This window comes from Paenibacillus sp. J31P190 (assembly GCF_059692075.1).
Map to the genome: position 1 here is coordinate 19,947 of NZ_JCAUAS010000012.1, position 20,452 is coordinate 40,398.

At 44.7% G+C, this 20,452-nt stretch carries 18 protein-coding genes and 1 pseudogene; 16 read left to right on the forward strand and 3 right to left on the reverse strand.

Translation table 11 applies throughout. From position 1 onward, the window contains the following. Positions 1-361: 361 nt before the first annotated feature. From cobD to AC58U0_RS20790, 11 genes are all read left to right on the forward strand, one after another. A complete protein-coding gene (cobD, locus tag AC58U0_RS20740) occupies positions 362-1,471 on the forward strand; it encodes a threonine-phosphate decarboxylase CobD (protein WP_497380885.1) in 1,110 nt (369 codons plus the stop codon). Continuing rightward, positions 1,461-3,065: a cobyric acid synthase gene (locus AC58U0_RS20745; protein ID WP_497380886.1), complete on the forward strand. Its 1,605-nt coding sequence runs from the start codon at positions 1,461-1,463 to the stop codon at positions 3,063-3,065. The genes cobD and AC58U0_RS20745 overlap by 11 nt, the downstream gene beginning before the upstream one ends. 2 nt (positions 3,066-3,067) lie before the next feature. After that, positions 3,068-3,637 (forward strand): cob(I)yrinic acid a,c-diamide adenosyltransferase, encoded by a 570-nt coding sequence (locus AC58U0_RS20750; RefSeq protein WP_057304810.1) that lies wholly within the window; start codon positions 3,068-3,070, stop codon positions 3,635-3,637. Continuing rightward, complete coding sequence (locus AC58U0_RS20755) at positions 3,634-4,575, forward strand: RluA family pseudouridine synthase (protein ID WP_497380887.1); 942 nt, start codon at positions 3,634-3,636, stop codon at positions 4,573-4,575. Before AC58U0_RS20750 ends, AC58U0_RS20755 begins: the two co-directional genes overlap by 4 nt. A 127-nt stretch (positions 4,576-4,702) precedes the next feature. Next, a complete protein-coding gene (locus tag AC58U0_RS20760; protein WP_497380888.1) occupies positions 4,703-5,068 on the forward strand; it encodes an arsenate reductase family protein in 366 nt (121 codons plus the stop codon). 7 nt (positions 5,069-5,075) lie between these two features. Beyond that, entirely contained in the window at positions 5,076-6,173 is a 1,098-nt protein-coding gene (locus AC58U0_RS20765; RefSeq protein ID WP_497380889.1) for a site-2 protease family protein, read from the forward strand. 67 nt (positions 6,174-6,240) lie between these two features. Continuing rightward, positions 6,241-7,416 (forward strand): aminotransferase class I/II-fold pyridoxal phosphate-dependent enzyme, encoded by a 1,176-nt coding sequence (locus tag AC58U0_RS20770; protein WP_497380891.1) that lies wholly within the window; start codon positions 6,241-6,243, stop codon positions 7,414-7,416. Between the two features lie 91 nt (positions 7,417-7,507). Beyond that, positions 7,508-8,662 (forward strand): DNA sulfur modification protein DndB, encoded by a 1,155-nt coding sequence (locus tag AC58U0_RS20775; RefSeq protein WP_497380892.1) that lies wholly within the window; start codon positions 7,508-7,510, stop codon positions 8,660-8,662. Continuing rightward, positions 8,662-9,846 (forward strand): DNA sulfur modification protein DndB, encoded by a 1,185-nt coding sequence (locus AC58U0_RS20780; RefSeq protein WP_497380893.1) that lies wholly within the window; start codon positions 8,662-8,664, stop codon positions 9,844-9,846. Before AC58U0_RS20775 ends, AC58U0_RS20780 begins: the two co-directional genes overlap by 1 nt. 589 nt (positions 9,847-10,435) lie before the next feature. Next, a complete protein-coding gene (locus AC58U0_RS20785; RefSeq protein WP_029194099.1) occupies positions 10,436-10,714 on the forward strand; it encodes a hypothetical protein in 279 nt (92 codons plus the stop codon). A gap of 13 nt (positions 10,715-10,727) precedes the next feature. Continuing rightward, complete coding sequence (locus tag AC58U0_RS20790) at positions 10,728-11,078, forward strand: spore coat protein (protein ID WP_497380894.1); 351 nt, start codon at positions 10,728-10,730, stop codon at positions 11,076-11,078. Positions 11,079-11,176: 98 nt separating this feature from the next. On the opposite strand, the pseudogene AC58U0_RS20795 reads toward AC58U0_RS20790, so the two are convergent. Then, positions 11,177-11,402: pseudogene (locus AC58U0_RS20795) on the reverse strand (alpha-glycosidase); the annotation flags it as partial. Positions 11,403-11,512: 110 nt separating this feature from the next. Here AC58U0_RS20795 and AC58U0_RS20800 point away from each other — a divergent pair. The 4 genes from AC58U0_RS20800 to AC58U0_RS20815 all read left to right on the forward strand — a co-directional run bounded on the left by AC58U0_RS20800 (position 11,513) and on the right by AC58U0_RS20815 (position 16,701). Beyond that, the gene (locus AC58U0_RS20800) at positions 11,513-11,740 is read left to right on the forward strand and encodes a DUF7667 family protein (protein ID WP_029194101.1); all 228 of its coding nucleotides are present in this window, start codon (positions 11,513-11,515) and stop codon (positions 11,738-11,740) included. A gap of 83 nt (positions 11,741-11,823) precedes the next feature. Beyond that, the gene (locus AC58U0_RS20805; protein ID WP_497380895.1) at positions 11,824-14,988 is read left to right on the forward strand and encodes a glycosyltransferase family 39 protein; all 3,165 of its coding nucleotides are present in this window, start codon (positions 11,824-11,826) and stop codon (positions 14,986-14,988) included. Positions 14,989-15,147: 159 nt separating this feature from the next. Beyond that, complete coding sequence (gene ssuE, locus AC58U0_RS20810; RefSeq protein WP_057304820.1) at positions 15,148-15,690, forward strand: NADPH-dependent FMN reductase; 543 nt, start codon at positions 15,148-15,150, stop codon at positions 15,688-15,690. 177 nt (positions 15,691-15,867) lie between these two features. Further along, the gene (locus AC58U0_RS20815; RefSeq protein WP_497381016.1) at positions 15,868-16,701 is read left to right on the forward strand and encodes a 5'-3' exonuclease; all 834 of its coding nucleotides are present in this window, start codon (positions 15,868-15,870) and stop codon (positions 16,699-16,701) included. Positions 16,702-16,747: 46 nt separating this feature from the next. Here AC58U0_RS20815 and AC58U0_RS20820 read toward each other — a convergent pair whose 3' ends face one another. Next, the gene (locus tag AC58U0_RS20820) at positions 16,748-17,722 is read right to left on the reverse strand and encodes an aldo/keto reductase family protein (protein WP_497380896.1); all 975 of its coding nucleotides are present in this window, start codon (positions 17,720-17,722) and stop codon (positions 16,748-16,750) included. 101 nt (positions 17,723-17,823) lie between these two features. Continuing rightward, the gene (locus tag AC58U0_RS20825; RefSeq protein WP_497380897.1) at positions 17,824-18,669 is read right to left on the reverse strand and encodes an AraC family transcriptional regulator; all 846 of its coding nucleotides are present in this window, start codon (positions 18,667-18,669) and stop codon (positions 17,824-17,826) included. Between the two features lie 176 nt (positions 18,670-18,845). On the opposite strand from AC58U0_RS20825, the gene AC58U0_RS20830 reads away from it, so the two are divergent. Next, a complete protein-coding gene (locus AC58U0_RS20830) occupies positions 18,846-20,330 on the forward strand; it encodes a tagaturonate epimerase family protein (RefSeq protein WP_497380898.1) in 1,485 nt (494 codons plus the stop codon). Positions 20,331-20,452 lie beyond the last annotated feature (122 nt).

The following is a 20,452-nucleotide window of genomic DNA, read 5'->3' on the forward strand; positions in this document are numbered from 1 at the left end:
GAATAGGGCCAAATTGTTGTACAACATGCAACAATGAAGGGAAAATGGCGCGATCTAGGCAGCAATTGTTGCACTTTTTACAACATCATTCAACAGAGGATAGGATTCATTTTTTCATTCAATTACTTATTCATTCATTCATTCATTCATCTGGCAACCTCAAGTGGGGGGCATATTTGACCAAAGATTCCGATTAAGACACCTCCATAGAAACCAGATTGGATGAACGAATCGACGGTCACGAAAATACAAACTATGATTCATCCTACTTTCACTGGAATTATCCAGTGGAATTAATTTATGTCCATGATAACGGTCTGTTCAAGTATATAACTCATACCAAAAAGAAGGAGTGAATTTCATGCTAGAACGCTATGGGCATGGAGGCGACCTCTGGACGGCAGAAGAAGCCTTTGGCCGTCCGAAGGAGCAATTCTTGGATTTCAGCTCGAATATGAATCCGTTAGGTCCTCCTTCGGTTGTTAAACATATTCTTAGAGACGGGTTGCGCGATATGATCAAATATCCCGACCCCGCCGTGCGTGAGCTGAGAAATAAGCTTTCGTTGAAATATGATATAGAGGTGGAAAGCATTCTCGTTGGAAACGGGGCAGCGGAGCTGATCGATCTGACTGCTCGAGTGTTAAAGCCCTCTGTTACCGCATTAGCGAGGCCTTCTTTTAGTGAATACGAGGAAGCGGTTCATAAATCAGGTGGCGGTATTTACAACATCCCTCTATCGCAAATGCACAATTTTGAATTGCAGCAGGAAGATATCGAAGCCGCCTATTCAGCTGTGGATTTGTTCTTTCTAGGGCATCCGAATAATCCAACAGGGAAGCTAGTCCCTCGTCAAGTGTTGGATATGCTTATGCAGAGTAATCGAAGGTTGGTGCTCGATGAGGCATTCATGGATTTTGTACCGAATGAGCAGGAACATTCTTTACTCAAGCTCGCTTCCACAAGTCAGCAGCTTGTCGTCATCCGCTCGATGACGAAATTTTATTCCATCCCGGGTATACGCTTAGGCTTTATGGTGGCTCACCCCGATATAATTCGGCAAATCCAACATCTTCAAGTGCAGTGGAGCGTAAACTATTTAGCTCAGCGCATCGGAACAGCCGTGCTTGATGATTTAGATTTTGAGCAATCCAGCTGGCAGTGGTTGAAGGAAGAGAAGCCATGGCTCACCCAGCAGCTCGAGCAATTGGGTCTTGAGGTTGTGCCTAGTGATGTGAATTTTTTGCTTTTTTCATTTCCTGAGCGGACGGGTATCGATGTGAAGATGGCCCAGAAGCATTTGGGGCATCAAGGGATATTGATCCGAGATGCTTCCCTTTTTGAAGGTCTCAATAAACGCTATTGCCGGGTAGCGATACGTCTTCGCGAAGACAACCAACGGTTAATAGCTGGGTTACGTCACATGATGGCAGAATTCATGCAGAACCGGGGGCAAGCTGATGATGAATAAGACTATACAAGCTGCAACACTGATGGTCCAAGGCACAGCTTCCGATGTGGGTAAAAGCATTTTAACGGCCGCACTGTGCCGCATTCTCGTTCAAGACGGCTGGCAAACGGCGCCATTTAAGTCGCAAAATATGTCCCTTAATTCTTATGTTACTTTTGATGGCAAAGAGATTGGCCGAGCACAAGGGGTACAGGCGGATGCCTGCCGTATTTTAGCTACAACCGATATGAATCCGATCCTGCTTAAGCCGAAGCAAGACATGGTAGCTCAGGTCGTTGTTCACGGGAAGCCATACTCTGATCTAGATGCTAGGACGTATAGAGAGACCTATTTGCCGCAGGCTGAAGTGATTGTGAAGGAAGCTTTAATCCGGCTACGCAGTCAATATGATGTAGTGGTGCTTGAGGGAGCGGGAAGTCCAGCTGAGGTTAATCTGAAGGACCGCGATATTGTAAATATGCGCTTGGCGGGTTGGGCAGACGCTCCTGTTCTTCTCGTTGCTGATATTGATCGTGGAGGCGTATTTGCATCCATCGTAGGCACTTTGGAGATCTTGACGCCGGAGGAAAGAGACCGGGTTAAAGGCTTTATTATTAATAAGTTTCGTGGAGATGTTAGTCTGCTGAAACCGGGCTTGGATTGGCTAGAAGAGAGGACGGGAAAACCAGTTCTTGGGGTCATTCCTTATCTGCCGCAGTTAGGCATTGAGGATGAGGACTCAGCTTCACTGGATTCCAAGCGCATGCAGAGTAAACGGAATGAGAGCTCTCAAGGGAAACTGGCAGATCAGCTGGATATCGCGGTCATTCGATTGCCACGTCTCTCTAATTTTACGGATTTCGATCCTCTGCAAGAGGAGAAAGATGTCCATTTCCGCTATATTACACACCTATCCGAGTGGGGGGAACCGGATGTCGTTTTGCTCCCAGGCAGTAAGAATACCATGGATGATTTACGGTATTTGAACGAATCTGGTCTGGCTGAGCGAGTGAAGGTTTTCACGCAATCAGAGAATGGTTGGGTCGCTGGTATTTGTGCAGGCTATCAGATGTTGGGAGCAAAGCTGCTTGATCCAAACGGCTACGAATCAGATCATCCTGAGCTGGAGGGACTAGGGCTTTTACCAACGGAGACTGTCTTTACTTCCGATAAACGGACGGTTCAAGTTCAGGGAAGCAGCACACTTTTTGCTGAAAATAACTCTGAGATTCTCATTGATGGCTATGAAATCCACATGGGACGGACACGTTATTTGCAAGAAATAGTAACACCTTTCAAGGTTAAGGCTTTTACCAACCTCGATGATGAAAGCATTGATAACGTTCTGCACGGAGACGGGGCAACTGCGGATCATGGACGTGTTTGGGGGACGTATTTACATGGGATTTTGCATAATGATGACTTCCGCAGAGCCTGGTTAAATCGTATTCGCAAGCATAAAGGATTATCCCTAATCGAGGGTGGCCTTCGTTTTAAGGAACGCCGAGAAGCTGCTTTCGATAGATTGGCTGACCACGTTAGATGTCACTTGGATATGAACCGTGTTTATGAGATGATGGATATATCAAAGCCTTGGAAAAGGGAGGATGCTTGAAAATGAAAATTTATACTCGAACTGGAGATGCGGGGCAAACTGGCGTAATCGGTGGTCGTGTGGATAAAGACGATGATCGCGTTGAGGCTTATGGCACAACGGATGAACTGAATTGTTATGTAGGTCAGGCGATGAGCTTTATGGATCCTGAGAAGTACCCTGATTTACTCCCGGATTTGCTGCAGGTGCAGCATGAATTGTTTGATTGCGGTTCCGATCTTGCCCTCTTGAAGCAAGAGCTGCGCCCATATAAAGTAACGGCAGAAATGGTTGATATGCTTGAGACTTGGATTGATAAATACGATGCCGAAACACCGGATATTACACGATTCATTTTGCCGGGCGGAGGTACCGTTTCATCCACACTTCATGTTTGCCGTACCGTATGCCGTAGAGCAGAACGCCGGGTGGTAACACTAGCGCGAACACAGGCAATTAATCCAGAAGTGCGCAGATACTTGAACCGACTGTCCGATTTGTTCTTCACTATTGCCCGCACTGCGAATCACCGTGAAGGCATTACCGATGTGGAGTATGTGCGCAGCGCTGAGGTGTTTAGACGTAAATCATGAGTTATTATGAACCGTTAGTATACATCGTACCTCCGGAGGAAGAAGGCTTCATTCTCAAGACGGTGCTGCAAAAAAGATTGATGGTCTCCCGCAAATTGCTATCCCGCATTAAACTAACCGAGCAGGGCATAACGGTGAATGGGGTTAGACAATACATCAACATTAAGGTGAAGGCTGGCGATCGTGTAGAGATTCGTATGGAAGAAGAGCAATCTGAGGATATTTTGCCTCAGGATCTTCCTCTGCACATTCTGCATGAAGATGAGCATCTGTTGATACTAGCCAAGGATGCCGGTATCATCGTACATCCGACGCATGGGCATTATTTGAACACAATCGCCAACGGCGTTGTGTATCACTGGCAGCAAGCGGGCATTACGTGTCGTTTCCGCCCCGTGCATAGGCTAGATCAAGAAACGTCAGGTGTACTGGCGATTGCAAAGACGCCCTATGTGCATCAGCAAATATCAGAGCAGATGATTCAACATCAGGTGAAAAAAGAATACCTGGCCTTTGTGTGGGGCGTCGTCACAGCGAAAAGCGGAACGATCAATGAACCCATTGATCGCGATCCTGAACAGCCGCATGTTCGTATCGTGACCGCTGACGGATATTCGGCAGTAACTCATTATGAGGTCGTGGAACAATTCGCGCATGCCGCTTTAGTACGCATATGGCTTGAAACCGGACGGACACATCAAATACGTGTGCATATGCGCCATTTGGGACATCCGCTGCTTGGAGATAAGATGTATACACTTCCAGAGTTCGAGCAAAGTTTACCAGCATTAGAAGCCAGTGAACGACTGGGTCGTCAAGCTCTGCACGCTTATAAACTGGGCTTTGTGCATCCAGGAACAAGGGAATGGACGGAGTTTCATGCTCCTCTGCCTGCGGATTTAACTGTTTTGCAAGCATGGCTGAAGGAAAGTAACTAAATAAACAGAAACCATCCCTTTTGAGGATGGTTTTTCTTTGTTATAACTTGACTTTCCTTATCAATTCGATCAGAATTTTAAGTAGTCCGTTTCATTTCATCTTAGACTTAAAGGAGCTTTAAACATCATGGGAGTAAAAATATTTTGTTACGATAAATGCGGGACATGCCGTAGTGCTGTAAAGTGGTTGAAAGAGCATCATGTAGATATCACAGAAAGTGTTCCTTTATTCGAAACGCCGCCCTCTGCCAAGGAATTGGCTAAGCTGCTTAGTGATAGCGGTCTAGACATCAAAAAGTTTTTTAATACTTCCGGAGAAGTATATAAAGAGATGAGCCTGAAAGACAAGCTTCCCAGCATGTCGCAAGAGCAAATGCTCGAATTGCTCGCCTCGAACGGCAGGTTGATTAAGCGTCCAATCGTTACCGATGGCCATAAAGTTACAGTGGGCTTCAAGGAAGCAGAGTATGACGAAGTATGGGCGAAGGGGTGATCTCAGGTTGGAAGAAAAGAAGAAACCAGCAGGTAAAAAGTCACCATTAGCCATTGGCGGTTTCATAGCTGTTCTATTATCCCAAGGGAAGCTGCTCTTAGGCTTACTTAAGTTTGGTAAGGCTGGCGGGGCCATCATCTCGATGTTCATTACTATTTGGGCTTATGCCTATCTCGCTCCGCTGCCCTTTGCAATAGGCATTGTTCTGATGATTCTCATACATGAACTCGGTCATGTGTTCGCTGCCAAGATAAAGGGGCTTCCCGTGTCAGCGCCCGTATTTATTCCTTTTCTTGGAGCACTGATTACAATGAAAAAGAATCCTACCGATGCAGCAACAGAAGCTTTTATTGGCATAGGAGGGCCTATTCTTGGGACCATTGGTGGCGTTGCCGCTTTTGGTTTGGGTGTATATATGGATTCACCTGTCATTGTTTCGGTTGCCTATGCCGCATTCTATTTAAATTTAATTAATTTACTCCCTATTCATCCTTTAGATGGCGGGCGAATTTCTACAGCAGTAACTCGTTGGTTATGGATTCTAGGTTTAATCGGCGGTTTGGTATTTATTTTCTATATAAATAGCCGTGTAAGTCAATTTATTTTCTTTGTGATTTGGGCCATGTTTGCCTGGGATTTGTATAAAAAATACGTGAAATACAGAAATCGAGAAGAGCTTCTTTCGGTTTCCACGCGGTTTGATTTTGGGGCTGATCATTTGCTCCAGCAGGGGTATATCATTCCGGGTGAAAATCACACGCGGGATTTAGAATATACGACTTACTCGGATTTGCAGGGTCCTGGGGAAGGTAGACAAACCATTGTGTTGTATTGGCAGGGGATCGGGTTCGAGGGGCATGCTTTATTGCCTCAGCAATCTATTATCAAAAGAGTTCAGTTAATCAAAGTGGAACGTATGCAGAAAGAGAATGGGTTTTATTTAGGGTTACAAGTAAAAGTGGATTATTCACCTCTTGGGATTCAGGAGCTTTACTATGAAGTCCCTGCGAAAACCCGTTGGAAATTCGGAATCGCTTATCTTGCGCTCGTTTTGTTTTTGCTTTATATGATAAGACTTGTTCATCAAGTGGGAATTATCGACTAACGCTTTGCTATTCTCGCCCTATTAATTAATGATATGAAGTGAATTCATCATAAAGAGGATAATAACCATGAAAATTACAGGATCAAAGAGACTTAGTCAGCTAGGATCGGCTATTTTTTCAGAAGTAGCAGATTGGAAGAGAGAGGTTATGAACCAAGGGGTAGACGTCATAGATTTAGGTATAGGAAGTCCTGATCTACCTCCTTCTAATCGAATTATTGAAGCGATTACAGAAGCCGTTCGTAACCCGGCGCATTACGGGTATCCAACATCTGAAGGAAGTTTAGTGTTTCGCGAAACGGTAGCCAGATGGTACAGTTATAGATTCGGTGTAGAACTGAGTCCGGAAAGTGAAATATTGACTCTGATGGGTTCACAAGATGGTCTTGCTCACTTAGCGCTTTCACTCTGTGATCCTGGGGACATTGCGATTGTCCCTGATCCAGGTTACCCCATATATTCGGCAAGTCTCGTGCTGGCGGGAGTCGAACCTTACTTGCTGCCGCTGCGCGCAGAACACAACTTTTTACCCCAATTAGAAGACATTCCAGTAGACGTGGCTGCTAAGGCTAAATTCATCCTGCTTAACTATCCAAGCAACCCATTGTCTGCTGTTGCAGATCGCGCTTTCTTTGAGCATTTGATTACTTATGCCAAGAAGCATGACTTGCTTGTCGTACACGATCTTGCCTACTCCGAAATGGCTTTTGACGGCTACCGGCCGATTAGCATTTTGGAGATTGAAGGCGCTAAGGAGGTTGCTGTCGAGTTTCATTCACTGTCAAAAAGTTTTAATATGGCAGGTTGCCGAATCGCTTTCTTAACCGGAAATGCAAGTGCAGTGAAGGCTCTTAAAACACTGAAATCCAATATCGATTACGGTGTATTCAGTGCCATTCAAGCTGCTGGAATTGCAGCATTAGAGGAAGACATGGAGCATAATCACTCCGTTGCCCATGTGTATGAAAGAAGACGAAATGTGCTGATCTCGGCACTAGCGGAAGCGGGTTGGATCATACCGCCACCCAAGGCAACTATGTTTATCTGGGCTCCAATTCCAAAAGGATGGACATCTCGACAAATTTCCCGGGAAATGTTATATCATGCTGGTGTTGTCGTTATTCCTGGAGACGCTTTCGGGGCCGAGGGAGAGGGCTTTGTACGAATCGCATTGGTACAAGAAGAGGGTCGATTACTTGAGGCGGCAAAGCGAATAGGAGATTGGCTTCGTACATTAGAATGAAAATTAGAGATATTGGTAAAAATAGGAGAATGAGAGACATATAGATGTTTACGTAATGAAATAAAACTTATTTGTTGAAAGGGGTAAGCATATGGATGCCATTTCCTCATTATCGGAGCTTTTAGCAGAGCAGAAGCCTTCATCGTTCGTAGAAATTCCCGGAATTTTGGGGCAAACATTTGGGCAAGCAACAATTGCAGCTACACTGCCTATGAGCAAACTATTTTCAATCTATGAAGTTGATTTAGAAGTTCAACGTGCGATTATTCCGCGTAATCTTTCTAAACTAATTGATTACGTTAATTTGTATTTAGAAGATCGCCAACCTATTTATTTCCCGGGAATCATATTCTCGGCAAGAGGTGCAGGTCATTATGACGAAGATCAACAAGCGCTTCGTTTGCAGCCTATTGAGAAATTGTATGTCGTAGATGGTCAGCATCGTTTGGCCGCTTTCCAACGCATTATGGAGACGTTACAAAGTCAAATGGCTCGTGCCAAGGATCGTCGTGAGTACGACAAGATGGAAGAGATCACGGAGAAGCTGCGCCGTTTGTACGCTTTCCCTATCTCAACTATGACCTATTTGGACATTAATGCTCGTCAAGAGCGCCAGTTGTTCTCTGACATTAATAAGCTTCCGCGGAAGCTTGGCGGCAACCTGGCGGTACTTCGCGATCAGCGCAGATTCTATCACGTTGCTGCGTCGGAGCTTGCAGCCAAAGCGCCAGCTATGCAGAAGCTGACTGTAGATATGTTCTCTGAACGCGGGAAGTCACCTGAGTATTTGTTCTCCTATCACTTGTTGATCGAAATATTGATTGCTTTGTTTGAAGGCAGAATGAAATCAGCAGCGCGCAATAATGGCTATCAATATGAGGATAAAGAGCTGCAGGATCTTGTATCCTTGGCGGGAACCTATTTCAATGGCCTACTGAATTACTTGCCCGAACCAGCGAAGGGTGAAATCGTATGGTCAGAGAATATCCAAATTGCACTAGCCATGTTTATGCATGAAGAAGCTACCAAACCAGGTAAATTTAATCGCTATGCACTTGAGCATGTATTGAAAATACTTCCTCATGTGAATTGGAACAACATTTATGCGGGAGAAGAGAAGGATCGGTTACCGAGACGGACTCGCATTATGAAAGCCTACAACTACATCAAAAACTTTTATCAAGATCAGAATGCATTTCTTATCAGCGATGCCGATTCTTACAATTCCAAGGAGGACGTGAGCTAATGGAAGGATTACGCCTTAAGATGACCATTCATCCTTTTTGCGATAAGTTCGGACTTTCAACTGTAGCTTTACGCGTTCAGGATCTGCTGAATTATACGATGATTGACCCTATGGTGCAGCGTAAGTTGAGCAACATGCAAAGACGCAAAATCTCCACCTATTTGCAGGAGCGGGAGCTCGATCATGTGTTCTTCGGACCTGTTACCCTGTCATTGCGTGAAGTGAATCAACTGTCCAAGGGCGAGAAGGAATTCCTTCTGAAGCATGGCTCCAAGCTGTCTATTTTGGACGGTCAACATCGTATTCTAGCGCTAGGCTACGTGAATGATCAGATGCAAAAGGAAGTTAGACGGTATGAGAAAAAATTAGTTGTGCTAAAGATCAAACAACGGAAGTTTCCAGAGGATGCTGAAATTAGGCAAGAGGTTGAGGAAACAGAAGGTACAATAAATCAGCTTGAAGGAAGACGTCTAGATTTGATGGAAACACAGCTTGCCGTGCAAATCTATATTGGCTTAACTGAGGAAGAAGAGCAGCAGTTGTTCGGCGACATTAACTCCAAAGTCCAACTGGTGAGTAAAGAGCTTGGTCATTCCTTCGACTCCATTGACCCGTTAAATCTGGTTATTCAACAGGTTGTCGATCATAATGTGTATCTCAAAGCAGCCGGTGTTGAGCGTCGCAACAATTTGACTTCGTTCAATCGTAACTTTACGTGTTTCAGCTGGTTATATGCGACGGCGACAATGCTATTTTCAGGCAGAATGCAGCCATCCTATGAGCTTCAACGTAAAATTCGCCACGATCCATCGACGTATGTTGAAATATTGCACCAATTTTTTAATACGCTCCTGCCGATGATGCCAGAGCAACCAGGCTTGGCGCAGTATACATCTGCAAACCGTGTGATTCAAGAAAGTATTGCGCTGTATGCCAATCGCTTCTTATTCCCGAACGGAGAGTATAACGAGGAATGGACGAATTCTTTGCAGATTCTGGAAGGCTTCGATTGGTCACATGACAATGAGGAATTGATCTACGTATTTGGCGCGTTGGATAACGGTAAGATCAATCTTATCCATGAGAAATCGCTGAAAAAGCATGTGAAGCTTGTTCAATTCTTCCTTGAAGGCACGGATAGCGGAAATACGGATGAGGATGATGTGGCTTCGTCTGCATCATAAAAACAAAGGTAAACAGACAAATGAGGGATTGACCTCATTTGTCTGTTTTTTGTTTAAGGGGCGCGGGGGAGACTTATTCCCTGCTTGTTTGCCTGGGAGTTGTACGGCGTACAACAATTTCCTTGATATTTTCCCGGAAAATCGAAGATATTGTATTTTTATAGAGCTGAATAACTTGAATAATGTTGTACTAAAGAAACCGTCGATTCATTCATCCAATCTTGCAGTACAGGGAGGTGTCTTAAATCGGCATCAATCGTCATATATAAGCGATTGAATGAAATCCTATTCGCGGTTGAATGATGTTGTATAAAGTACAACAATTGCAGCCTAAATCCCGCCTTATTCCCTTCGTTGTTGCATAATGTACAACAATTTGGTCCTATACATGCCATTTCTCAACAAATGGGTTCAAAATGTTGTACAAAATGCAACTTCAAGTTGTGAAATAGCCTTTAGGCGTGTGAATTGTTGTAGATAATACAACATTGAACTGGAAGAAGGCTGTTCCTGATTATCCAAACTTTGTCATAAGAATTTATTAATATGCGCATGCTATACGTATTCTCGAAAAAATAAAGGAGACAACATGCAAACCCAACAAGAACAACAACAAAACGCCATTATGCAGGTACCACCTCAGGTAATTACAACCAAGGACTCTCAGTATTTAAAGGACCAATTATCGTGGGAGCTCTTAGCCATGAAAAAATGCCGCCATTTTGCACAGGAATGCTCGGATTCAGAAATTAGACAATTGATTGATAAGGCCGGTCAAATGCATCAAAAACATTACATGCTCTTATTAAAACACCTGCAAAACAATAATACAGAGGAAATGAAAAAAGTTCCTCAAACACAACAATGAAGGAGGATCGTATATGAATCAGAATCCACAAGTCATCAAAAATCCTAAACCTGCCAATGAGCCGCAAGTCAAAGGTTCCGAATTGAATGACCGTGACCGGGTAAACGATATTTTGGCGACGGAAAAATACTTAACGGATAGCTTTAACGTATCTGCCAGAGAAGCAAGTCACACTTCCCTACACCAGGATATTATGACGATTTTGAACGAGACACATCAATGTCAATATGAACTATTTGAAATGATGTTCAGAAAAGGGCACTACAAATTAGAGGCCGAAGAACAAACAAAACTAGATCAAGCCTTTCAACAGTTTTCTAATTATTCAACGCAATTCCCATATCAAGGCACAACCATTCAGTAGAGGCTGCTTGCGGCATGAATAAAAGCTCTCAGCGTGAACAACAAAAAGACGCCATTTTAGGTGCTTTTTTGTTGTTCATTGGAACTGTACTACTCATCAGCGACCTCGAGCAAGTAGGCCTTGACCTCGGCGTTCTCTGTGTTTAGCTTCGGCATGATAGGTTCAAAAGAAAAGGTCTCATAAGTCGGAATGCCATCCTCGACACGGAGCAGCCATTCCCTGACATGGAACCAATCTGCATAAGGGGAAGCTGGCTCCCATTTCCAAGGCATCGACGAAAGGAGGAAAGTTTTTCCTGCAATGATTGAACACGGCATGCCGTAATGCCAAGCTGGACCACATGATCAAGATGCTGCACATATTGTTTCAGTCTTCCCATTTTTGACCATACTGCTTAATGTAGCTACTTAACTAGCAGGAGGGTATCCAAGACCATGTTGGCCGTTCATCAACGTATGGCGGAGTTATGGACATTACGCAGAGCGCGCGAGTTAACACGAGCAGAACAAGATGAATTACTGCTGTGTATGGAAGCTAACGCGACATATGTATGGAACCGTTTGAAATTGGAAAATTTATCGCTCTGTGCTTCGCTCACCGGAGACTATGATTGGCTGCATGAAATTTGCGAGCGCATCGAAAAGCTTGAACCCAAGCACTGACCTAACGAGTCGGTGCTTTTTTCCTTTTCTGCAAGAGAGTGGACAGGTATAATGGTAGTAGTCTAAATCTAAGGAGATGTGACATGGTAAGCTGGTTCAAGCAATTGTGGGGGGCTCCCCATAAATTCTTTCTTCTGGGTTTACTGCTATTAACCGCGTTATTATTAAGATTATATCTAGCTCCCCTCTGGGTGGGCTATGATACTGACGTACGAACGTTCCTAGCGTGGGCGGATCGCGCGTATTCAGTAGGTTTATCCGGATTGTACACGAACGCCAAAGATTACTTTCTTGATTATCCTCCTGGGTATATGTATGTCCTATATCTCATTGGCTTACTGCACCACAAGCTGTCGATTCCCTGGGAGAGTGCAGGGTCACTGGTCATTCTGAAGCTTCCCGCCATTCTGGCTGACATAGTCACAGCTTACCTCTTGTACCAGCTAGCGGTTAGCCGACGAGGCGGGGCACGGACATGGGTACAAGCCATTTTAATTGCTGCTTTGTTTGCCTTCAATCCAGCGATTTGGTCGAACTCCGCGATATGGGGGCAGGTTGACTCCTTTTTTATGTTATTTATTCTTGCAACTTTGTTACTTCAACAGCGGGGGAAGCTCCCACAAGCCGCGGTTTTTATAGCATTAGCTCTTCTTCTTAAGCCACAGGCACTTCTTTTCGGTATTTTTCTACTTATCGATGTTTTACGAAAGCGCAGCATGATGGTTTTGTTGTTGAGTGTTCTAAGCGGATCTGCAACGATGGCCGTGATTTCACTCCCTTTTGCCGTTGGCAGAGGGTATGGCTGGTTGATCGCATTATACTCAGGCACTTTATCTTCTTATCCATACGCCTCTTTGAACGCCTTCAATCTTATGGCACTCTTAGGCGGCAATTTTATCGATTTGAATAGCAGTATCCTGCACGTCTCTTACCAATTGATTGGGTGGGTGCTTATGGCGCTATCCATCGTCTATGTTTGCTTTCTATATATTCGCAGCAAAGGACGGCGTGGCGCCTTACTGTATGTGGCTTTCTTATTTATCACGGCGGTTTTCATATGTATGACCAAAATGCACGAGCGCTATTTGCACTATGGGCTATTGCTCGCGCTGACCAGCTTTATTTACATAAAGGATCGCCGGATTCTGGGGCTCTTTATCGGTTTTAGCATCACTCATTTTATAAATATAGCCGATGTACTTTTACGCAGTTTTCATCAGGATTATCACATTCCGAGATATGATCCTTTGATGTTGGTCGTTTCGGCCATCAATGTTATGATGTTTGCCTATGCTTGTTTATTGGGATGGAGGCTTTTCGTGGAATCACAACAAGAACAGAAGGTGGAGGAGCCAGCTCCGCTGCCAACAAAGCAAGAAATTCACACAGAATCCGAACGGTGGAATGCGATTTTCAAACCAAGTAGGGATGAGGTCGAAAGAAGCACAAGGGGACGTTTTTTCACAAAAAAGGATGCGCTTTATCTTGGCGCTTTAGTGTTGGTCTATACGATAATTGCTTTGTTCCATCTAGGTGGGCATAAGGCTCCTACAACATTCTGGAAGCCAACAATCGCAGGAGAAACGGTCATTGCTGACCTCGGAAGCTCGCATAACATTACGAGAATTAACACTTTTGCAGGTGTTGGTGAAGGGGCTTATTCGTTCTGGTTTTCACAGGACGGTACGCAGTGGCAGGATCAAATATCGGTGAAATCCGACCACACCAAGGTATTCACTTGGAACACAGTTGAGCCTAAGAAAGATGCGCGTTACGTTAAAATGGTCATGGATGCGCAGGAAGGAGCGGCGCTGCATCTTCATGAAATTGGTATTTTCGGAGATGGCAACACGGTTATCTTGCCGATTGCTAAGGTTTCGGAACAAGATGTCAACGCGGCAGATGAAGGTAAGACAGCTAATTTGTTCGATGAACCTGCCACAGTACCTTACACGCCTACATATATGAATGGGTCGTACTTTGATGAGATCTATCATGCAAGAACCGCTTATGAGCATCTTCATCAAATAGAGCCGTATGAAAGCACGCATCCACCGCTTGGTAAAGTACTAATGTCTATTGGCATTTATGTGTTTGGATTGAATCCGTTTGGCTGGAGAATCATCGGAACGCTGTTCGGCGTCGGCATGATTCCTATTATGTACGTGTTCGCTAAGCGAATGTTCGGCCGTTCGGAATATGCCTTTATCGCTGCTTTCCTGCTTACCTTTGATTTCATGCACTTTGCGCAGACGCGAATCGCGACGATAGATGTTTATGGCGTATTCTTCATCATGCTGATGTTCTATTTCATGTATCGTTACACAACGCTTAGCTTTTACAGAGAAAAGCTTTGGACCACGTTGATTCCCTTAGGACTATCAGGTCTTTTCTTCGGAATTGGAGCTGCATCCAAGTGGATCGTTATCTATGGCGGTGCAGGTCTTGCCGTGCTGCTGCTTTTGTCTTTATTAGAGCGGTTCGGCGAATATCGATTCGCACGAAGTTTGCTGCGCGAGGCGGAGAATGAATCTCCGCTTACAGAACCGGAGCGCAGCCGGCTGCAGCTTGTGCAGAAGCTTTTCATACGAAACACGCTGTTTACTTTACTCTGGTGCGTACTCACATTTGTCATCATACCTCTAGGTGTTTATACGTTATCCTATATTCCGTTCATGATGGTTCCCGGACCGGGGCACAATCTGAAGGATGTGGTCACCTACCAGGTGCATATGTACAAATATCATAAAGATTTGGTCGCGACGCATCCTTTCTCTTCCCCTTGGTGGGAGTGGCCGATGATGCTCCGTCCGATATGGTATTACCAAGCTAAGCTCATGCCGCAAGGCATGCTTTCGAGCATCGTCTCGTTCGGGAATCCGCTAGTATGGTGGCCGGGCTTCATTGCTGTTATCCTTTCGTTTTATGTAGCAGTTACACGTAAAGATAAACTGCTGCGGATGCTGCTAATCGCATACTGCTCGCAGTATTTACCGTGGATTTTAGTACCAAGGCTCACATTTATTTATCACTATTTCGCGATGGTGCCGTTCCTTGTACTGATCTTAACCTATTACATCAAACAGTATTTAGAGGAAGGACCGCTTCATAAAAGAAGATGGGTTTACGGATATTTAATTGCCGTATTCGTTCTGTTTGTTCTCTTCTATCCGATTCTTTCGGGGATGATCATTCCATCCAAATATTCCTTCTTCCTCCGGTGGCTGCCGGGTTGGAATTTCTTTTAGACAAAAAGTATTGACGTTCCTAAAAGGCAATGGTAATATAAACCCAAGTAAATTACTATGAATTAAAAAGTCGACCCAACAACAGGAGACTCCCACTTTGTACAGACCAAAGGCAGCGGAGTCTTTTTTTCATCCAAATCCTAATGGAGAGTGAATCACATGGCTAAAGTTGTTATTATTTCAGGGAGTCCAACACCTACATCCCGTTTGCATGGCGTTATCGAAGTGGCCAAAAGTGAACTTTTGAAAGCGGGCTTGGAAGTGGAATGGATTAAAGTACGCGACATCCCGGCAGAGGATTTGTTATACGCCAAATTTGACAGCGAAGCCATTGTGAAAGCGAACGCGCATGTTGCCGAGGCAGATGCCGTATTCGTCGCTACGCCGGTATATAAAGCCTCTTACACAGGTGTGCTAAAAGCTTTCCTCGACCTTCTCCCGCAAAAAGGCCTCGAGCGCAAAGTCGTGCTTCCGCTAGCCGTTGGAGGGACGATATCTCACTTGCTCGCTATCGATTACGCTTTAAAACCGGTGCTGTCTGCATTAGGTGCTCAGAACATTCTGCAAGGGGTTTACGTGCTCGATAAACAAGTGACGTGGGGTGATCAAGGACAAGCCATATTAGACGATGAAATTGCAGATCGACTTCAAGAATCCGTGACTGAATTTATTCAAGAAATTAAATGGCATACGAGCCGTTAAAAAACAAATAAATCATCGAAAACCGCTGCTGGTACCTTTTGCTAGTAGCGGTTTTTTGTGTTCGGACCAACCCTTCCCATGCTATACTAGTCGTAGAACTTATACGTTATGATTTATAGAATAGGAGCGATTATTTTGTCCGAAACATCATCTGAATCTGTGCTGCTTGTCGATGGCATGGCTTTATTATTTCGTGGTTATTACGCCACTTCTTCCAGTGGTTACATTATGAGAACAAGTGCCGGCACGCCGGTTAACGGGGTTTATGGTTTTCTTAAATATTTGCTAGATGCGATTCAGACGTTTAAGCCTACACATGTTGTTTGCTGCTGGGATATGGGAAGTAAGACGTTTCGTACGGAGAAGTTTGATAATTACAAAGCGAATCGCGGACCTGCGCCTGAGGAGCTGATCCCGCAGTTTGATTTAGTGAAGGAAGTAACGGCCAGCTTCAACATTCCAAACGTGGGTGTTATCGGATACGAAGCGGATGATTGCATAGGCACATTGGCAAGTACATATAGTCCATCTACGAAGGTGCAGATTCTCACAGGTGATCACGATATGCTTCAGCTTGTAAATGAGAATACGGAAGTTATTATTATGAAAAAAGGTCAATCCAACTATATGGTGTATACGCTGGAGACCTTGATGGAAGAGAAAAGTCTTACACCTGCTCAAATTATCGATTTGAAGGGTTTAACAGGAGATACGGCGGATAACTATCCAGGGGTAAAAGGAATTGGCGAGAAAACAGCGACCAAACTGCTCATGGAGTATCAGGATATCGCCGGGATATTGGAAAATCTAGCGGCTCTGCCGAAAGGTGTTCGCGCCAAAATTGAGGCGGAGATCGATATGCTGCATTTATCACGCGATTTGGCTACGATTCGTTTGGATGCGCCTGTCGCTTGTGCGCTTGAGGAATGCGGATGGTCGATGGAGCGGGAGAAGGTTATTAGCAAGTTTGAGGAATTGGAATTCAAAGGTTTGATGAGATTAATTGGCTAAATTCATAAGCAAGGGACAGGGCTATCAATGGCCCTGTCCCTTTTTTTTAACGTGCAGGTGAGAAATTAGCTACTTGTTTAAGGATGACTTCGATTTGCTCCAATGTCTCGGGTCCAAGCTCAACATCAACGGCTTTCACATTCTCCTCGATCTGTTCAGGTCGAGTCGCACCGATGAGCGCAGAGCTTACTCCTGGTTGACGGAGTACCCATGCTAGAGCGAGCTGAGCGAGAGAGATATGGAGCTGCTGAGCAACCTGCTCCAGCTCATGAACAACCTGAAGCACTTGGTCATTCAAATAGCTGTTAATGACACCATTTACGGAGTCGTTAGCGGCACGACTCTCAGTCGGAATCGGCTGTCCCAGCTTGTATTTACCGGTTAAAATACCTTGAGCAAGCGGCGAGAACACTACTTGACCCAATCCTTTTTGCGCTGACACAGGCAATACTTCTCGCTCGATATAGCGCTCAAACAGATTATAAATCGGCTGATTAGAGATCAGTGGTCTTAGGCGCAAACGTTCGGCAATACCGGCTGCCTCGGTAATTTGGGCACCGCTCCACTCACTGACCGCAGCGTACATAATTTTGCCTTGAGCAGCTAAGTCGTCCAATGCGCGAAGCGTCTCTTCCAGCGGTGTGTGGATGTCATAGCGATGGCAGAAGTACAAATCAATGTAGTCGACACCTAATCTCTTTAAGCTCGCATCACACTGCTCGAAGATGTGCTTACGGGATAAACCTCGATCATTCGGACCATCACCCATCGGGAAGTAGACCTTCGACGAGAGCACATAGCTTGACCTCTCATAGGGCTTCAACGCCGCCCCCATCGCTTTTTCGCCCTCACCGCGATTGTAAGCATTAGCTGTATCGAAGAAATTAATGCCACTTTCAAAAGCTTTCGCGATACAAGCATCTGCTGCCTTTTGTTCGGCGGCTGTTCCGTAGGTAAGCCAGCTTCCCAAGCTAATTTCACTCACTTTTAATCCGCTTCGACCCACGTTTCTATACTTCATGAATGTTTACCATCCTCTCATTATGCTGCTTTGAAGTCATTATAAGAGTGGAGAGGATAACTTGACAATGACGCACTATTTGTTCACTTAGTTACTTTAACTTAAGTAACCGCCGATTGCCGATAGCGAAGAGGTGTCGTTTTGGTCATTTGACGGAAGACGCGTCCGAACTGTACAAGTGACCCGAAGCCTGCCTGCTCAGCGATCAAAATTACTTTAAGTTTCGTAGTTGTCAGCAGTCGCTGCGCTTCTTGCACACGAACGAGATTCACATATTCAATAAGCGAAAATCCGGTAATTTCCTTGAACATTCGGCTTAAATAAGCGGGGCTGATTTCGAATTGTTCAGCTAGCTCTTCTAGACGGATAGGTTCAGGATAATGAATATTGATAAATCTCACGATGGTGGAAATTTTTCGATGCAGTGGTGAAACGTGTTCGGGAGATGTAGACGGATGCATAAGGACGAAGCGTGCTGTGAACAGCAGAAGCTCAGTCAAATATTGACGCAAGGCGAAAGTTTGCCCAAGCTGAGGCTCCTTCGCTTCATGAATCAATTTACCCAGAATGTCTTCGACTAAACGCCGAGTAGGCAGATCTAATCGCAGAACGGGAGTAGCATGTATGAAAGCATCGAGAAGAAATGGAGCATCCTCTTTGGCATTCGCTAAAAAGCTATCATCGAAATTAATCACTACACGCGCATGTCCTAAGTTGTCCGAGTCTGATGTCGCATGAAGCTCACGCCGATTTATAAGCACGAGGTCCCCAGGAAGAATGAGATACGAGCGATCACGAATGAAGTACATACGCTCACCTTCGTACAAATAGTAAAGCTCGTACATGTCATGCATGTGTTGAGTCCTCTCGAAGGAACCAGAACGATGTATATGTTGGATATAAAATGGGCCTTCATCTTCATTGCCGAAGGTGACAGTTTGTGACATAGGTACGACTCCTTTGGTTCTTTATGATTATTTGTAGTATAGCATGATTTTTGTGAAAAATATGAATAGTTTTAACCGAAAATAAGAAGAGATGATGAGAAAATTTTCGTACCTTGCGATATGATTGAGCTATGAGAAATGAGTAAACGCTTGCATAACAAGGGAGGATTTACACAATGAAACAGCTTATCGAAGCTATTAAATCAGGTAATATAACGACATTTTCTTCACCGGATGTGAAAGTGTATGCACCATCTTTTACACAAGTAGGTAATACTTCCCTTCTAATGGTGCGAACAGGTGCAGACAAGAAGCTTATCGCTGCAGGCGAGGGAGAACTATACGACCAACTCATTGGGGAAAACATGGACGGCGGCAAAGTGGCTTCATTATCTCACGAAAATCGTCTGACGCTTAACCGATTCCTTCCATACACGGCTCCACAGGCATTTGGTACACAAGTAGCTACAATGGGTTTAGGGGATCGACTTGGGATTGCAAGCCCTGGACATATTCAAACAATTCGCGGCAAAGACATTCGCCCTGTACTTGCACAGCAAAGTATTCGTGAGCTTGCGCTAACAGGCCGAACCTATGAGGATGTTTTGGATGCGGCTGCTTATGCTGTTTTTCAAGAGGGCTATAAAGATGGGTATGGTGCAGACGGCGACCATTTGAAAAAGGAAGAAGACATCGAGTACGCGCTGCGTCTTGGTTTTACGATGTTGACACTTGATTGCTCGGAAAATATCGACAATACCATTGAATCCATGTCTGAAGCAGAAATTGCTGCAAAATATGAACAGCTGCCAGCTAGTTTGCGTAATCATTATGAAAAGCGTTACCTTGAGACAGCAGCTAATGTTCCTGGAGCAACACTTAACTATACACGTCAAGCTTTACAGAAAGATGTGCTGATTTACGACGCAGCAATTAATTTCATGGAAGCTATCTTCCGTAAGTATATCGCGACGCTTGATCGCGCAGTTGATTTTGAAATCTCTATCGATGAAACGGCTACGCCGACATCTCCTGAAGCGCACTATTTGGTAGCTAACGAGCTTCGCGACCGTGGAGTTACGATCTTCAGCATGGCGCCGCGCTTCTGTGGGGAATTCCAGAAGGGAATTGACTATATCGGCGATATCGCTCAGTTTGAACGTGAATTAGCTAGTCATGCCGCGATAGCTGTACATTTCGAATACAAGCTTAGTATTCATTCCGGCAGCGATAAATTCAGCGTATTCCCTCTCATCGGGCAGTACACGAACGGTTTGTTTCATATCAAAACAGCAGGAACGAACTGGCTTGAAGCGGTGCGTGTCGTAGCGAAGGTAAATCCTTCTTTATACCGCCGCATGCATCAGTATGCGCTTGATCATTTCAGTGAGGCTACAGCTTACTATCACGTGACAACTGACATTAACGCTATCGTCCCATTAGGGGAAATAAGCGATGCTGATTTGCCGGATTACATGGAAGAAAACAATGCTCGCCAACTGCTGCACATCACGTACGGCTTGCTGCTTCAATCGAAGAATGCCGATGGCAGCAAACAATTTGCGGACGAATTCTTCCAGACGTTGGCGGAACAAGAAGATGCCTTTGCTGAAGGTCTTCGTTATCATATTGGCAGACATTTAGAGCTGCTGGGTAAATAATCATAGAGCCGATCTCCAGATATGCGGAGGTCGGCTTTTTATTAGGTATATAGTTGGAGAGGAGCCGATTCTCGGTAGGAGCATATTCGTCCATCGCTTGTAGACCCGTAAGGATTTAAGTA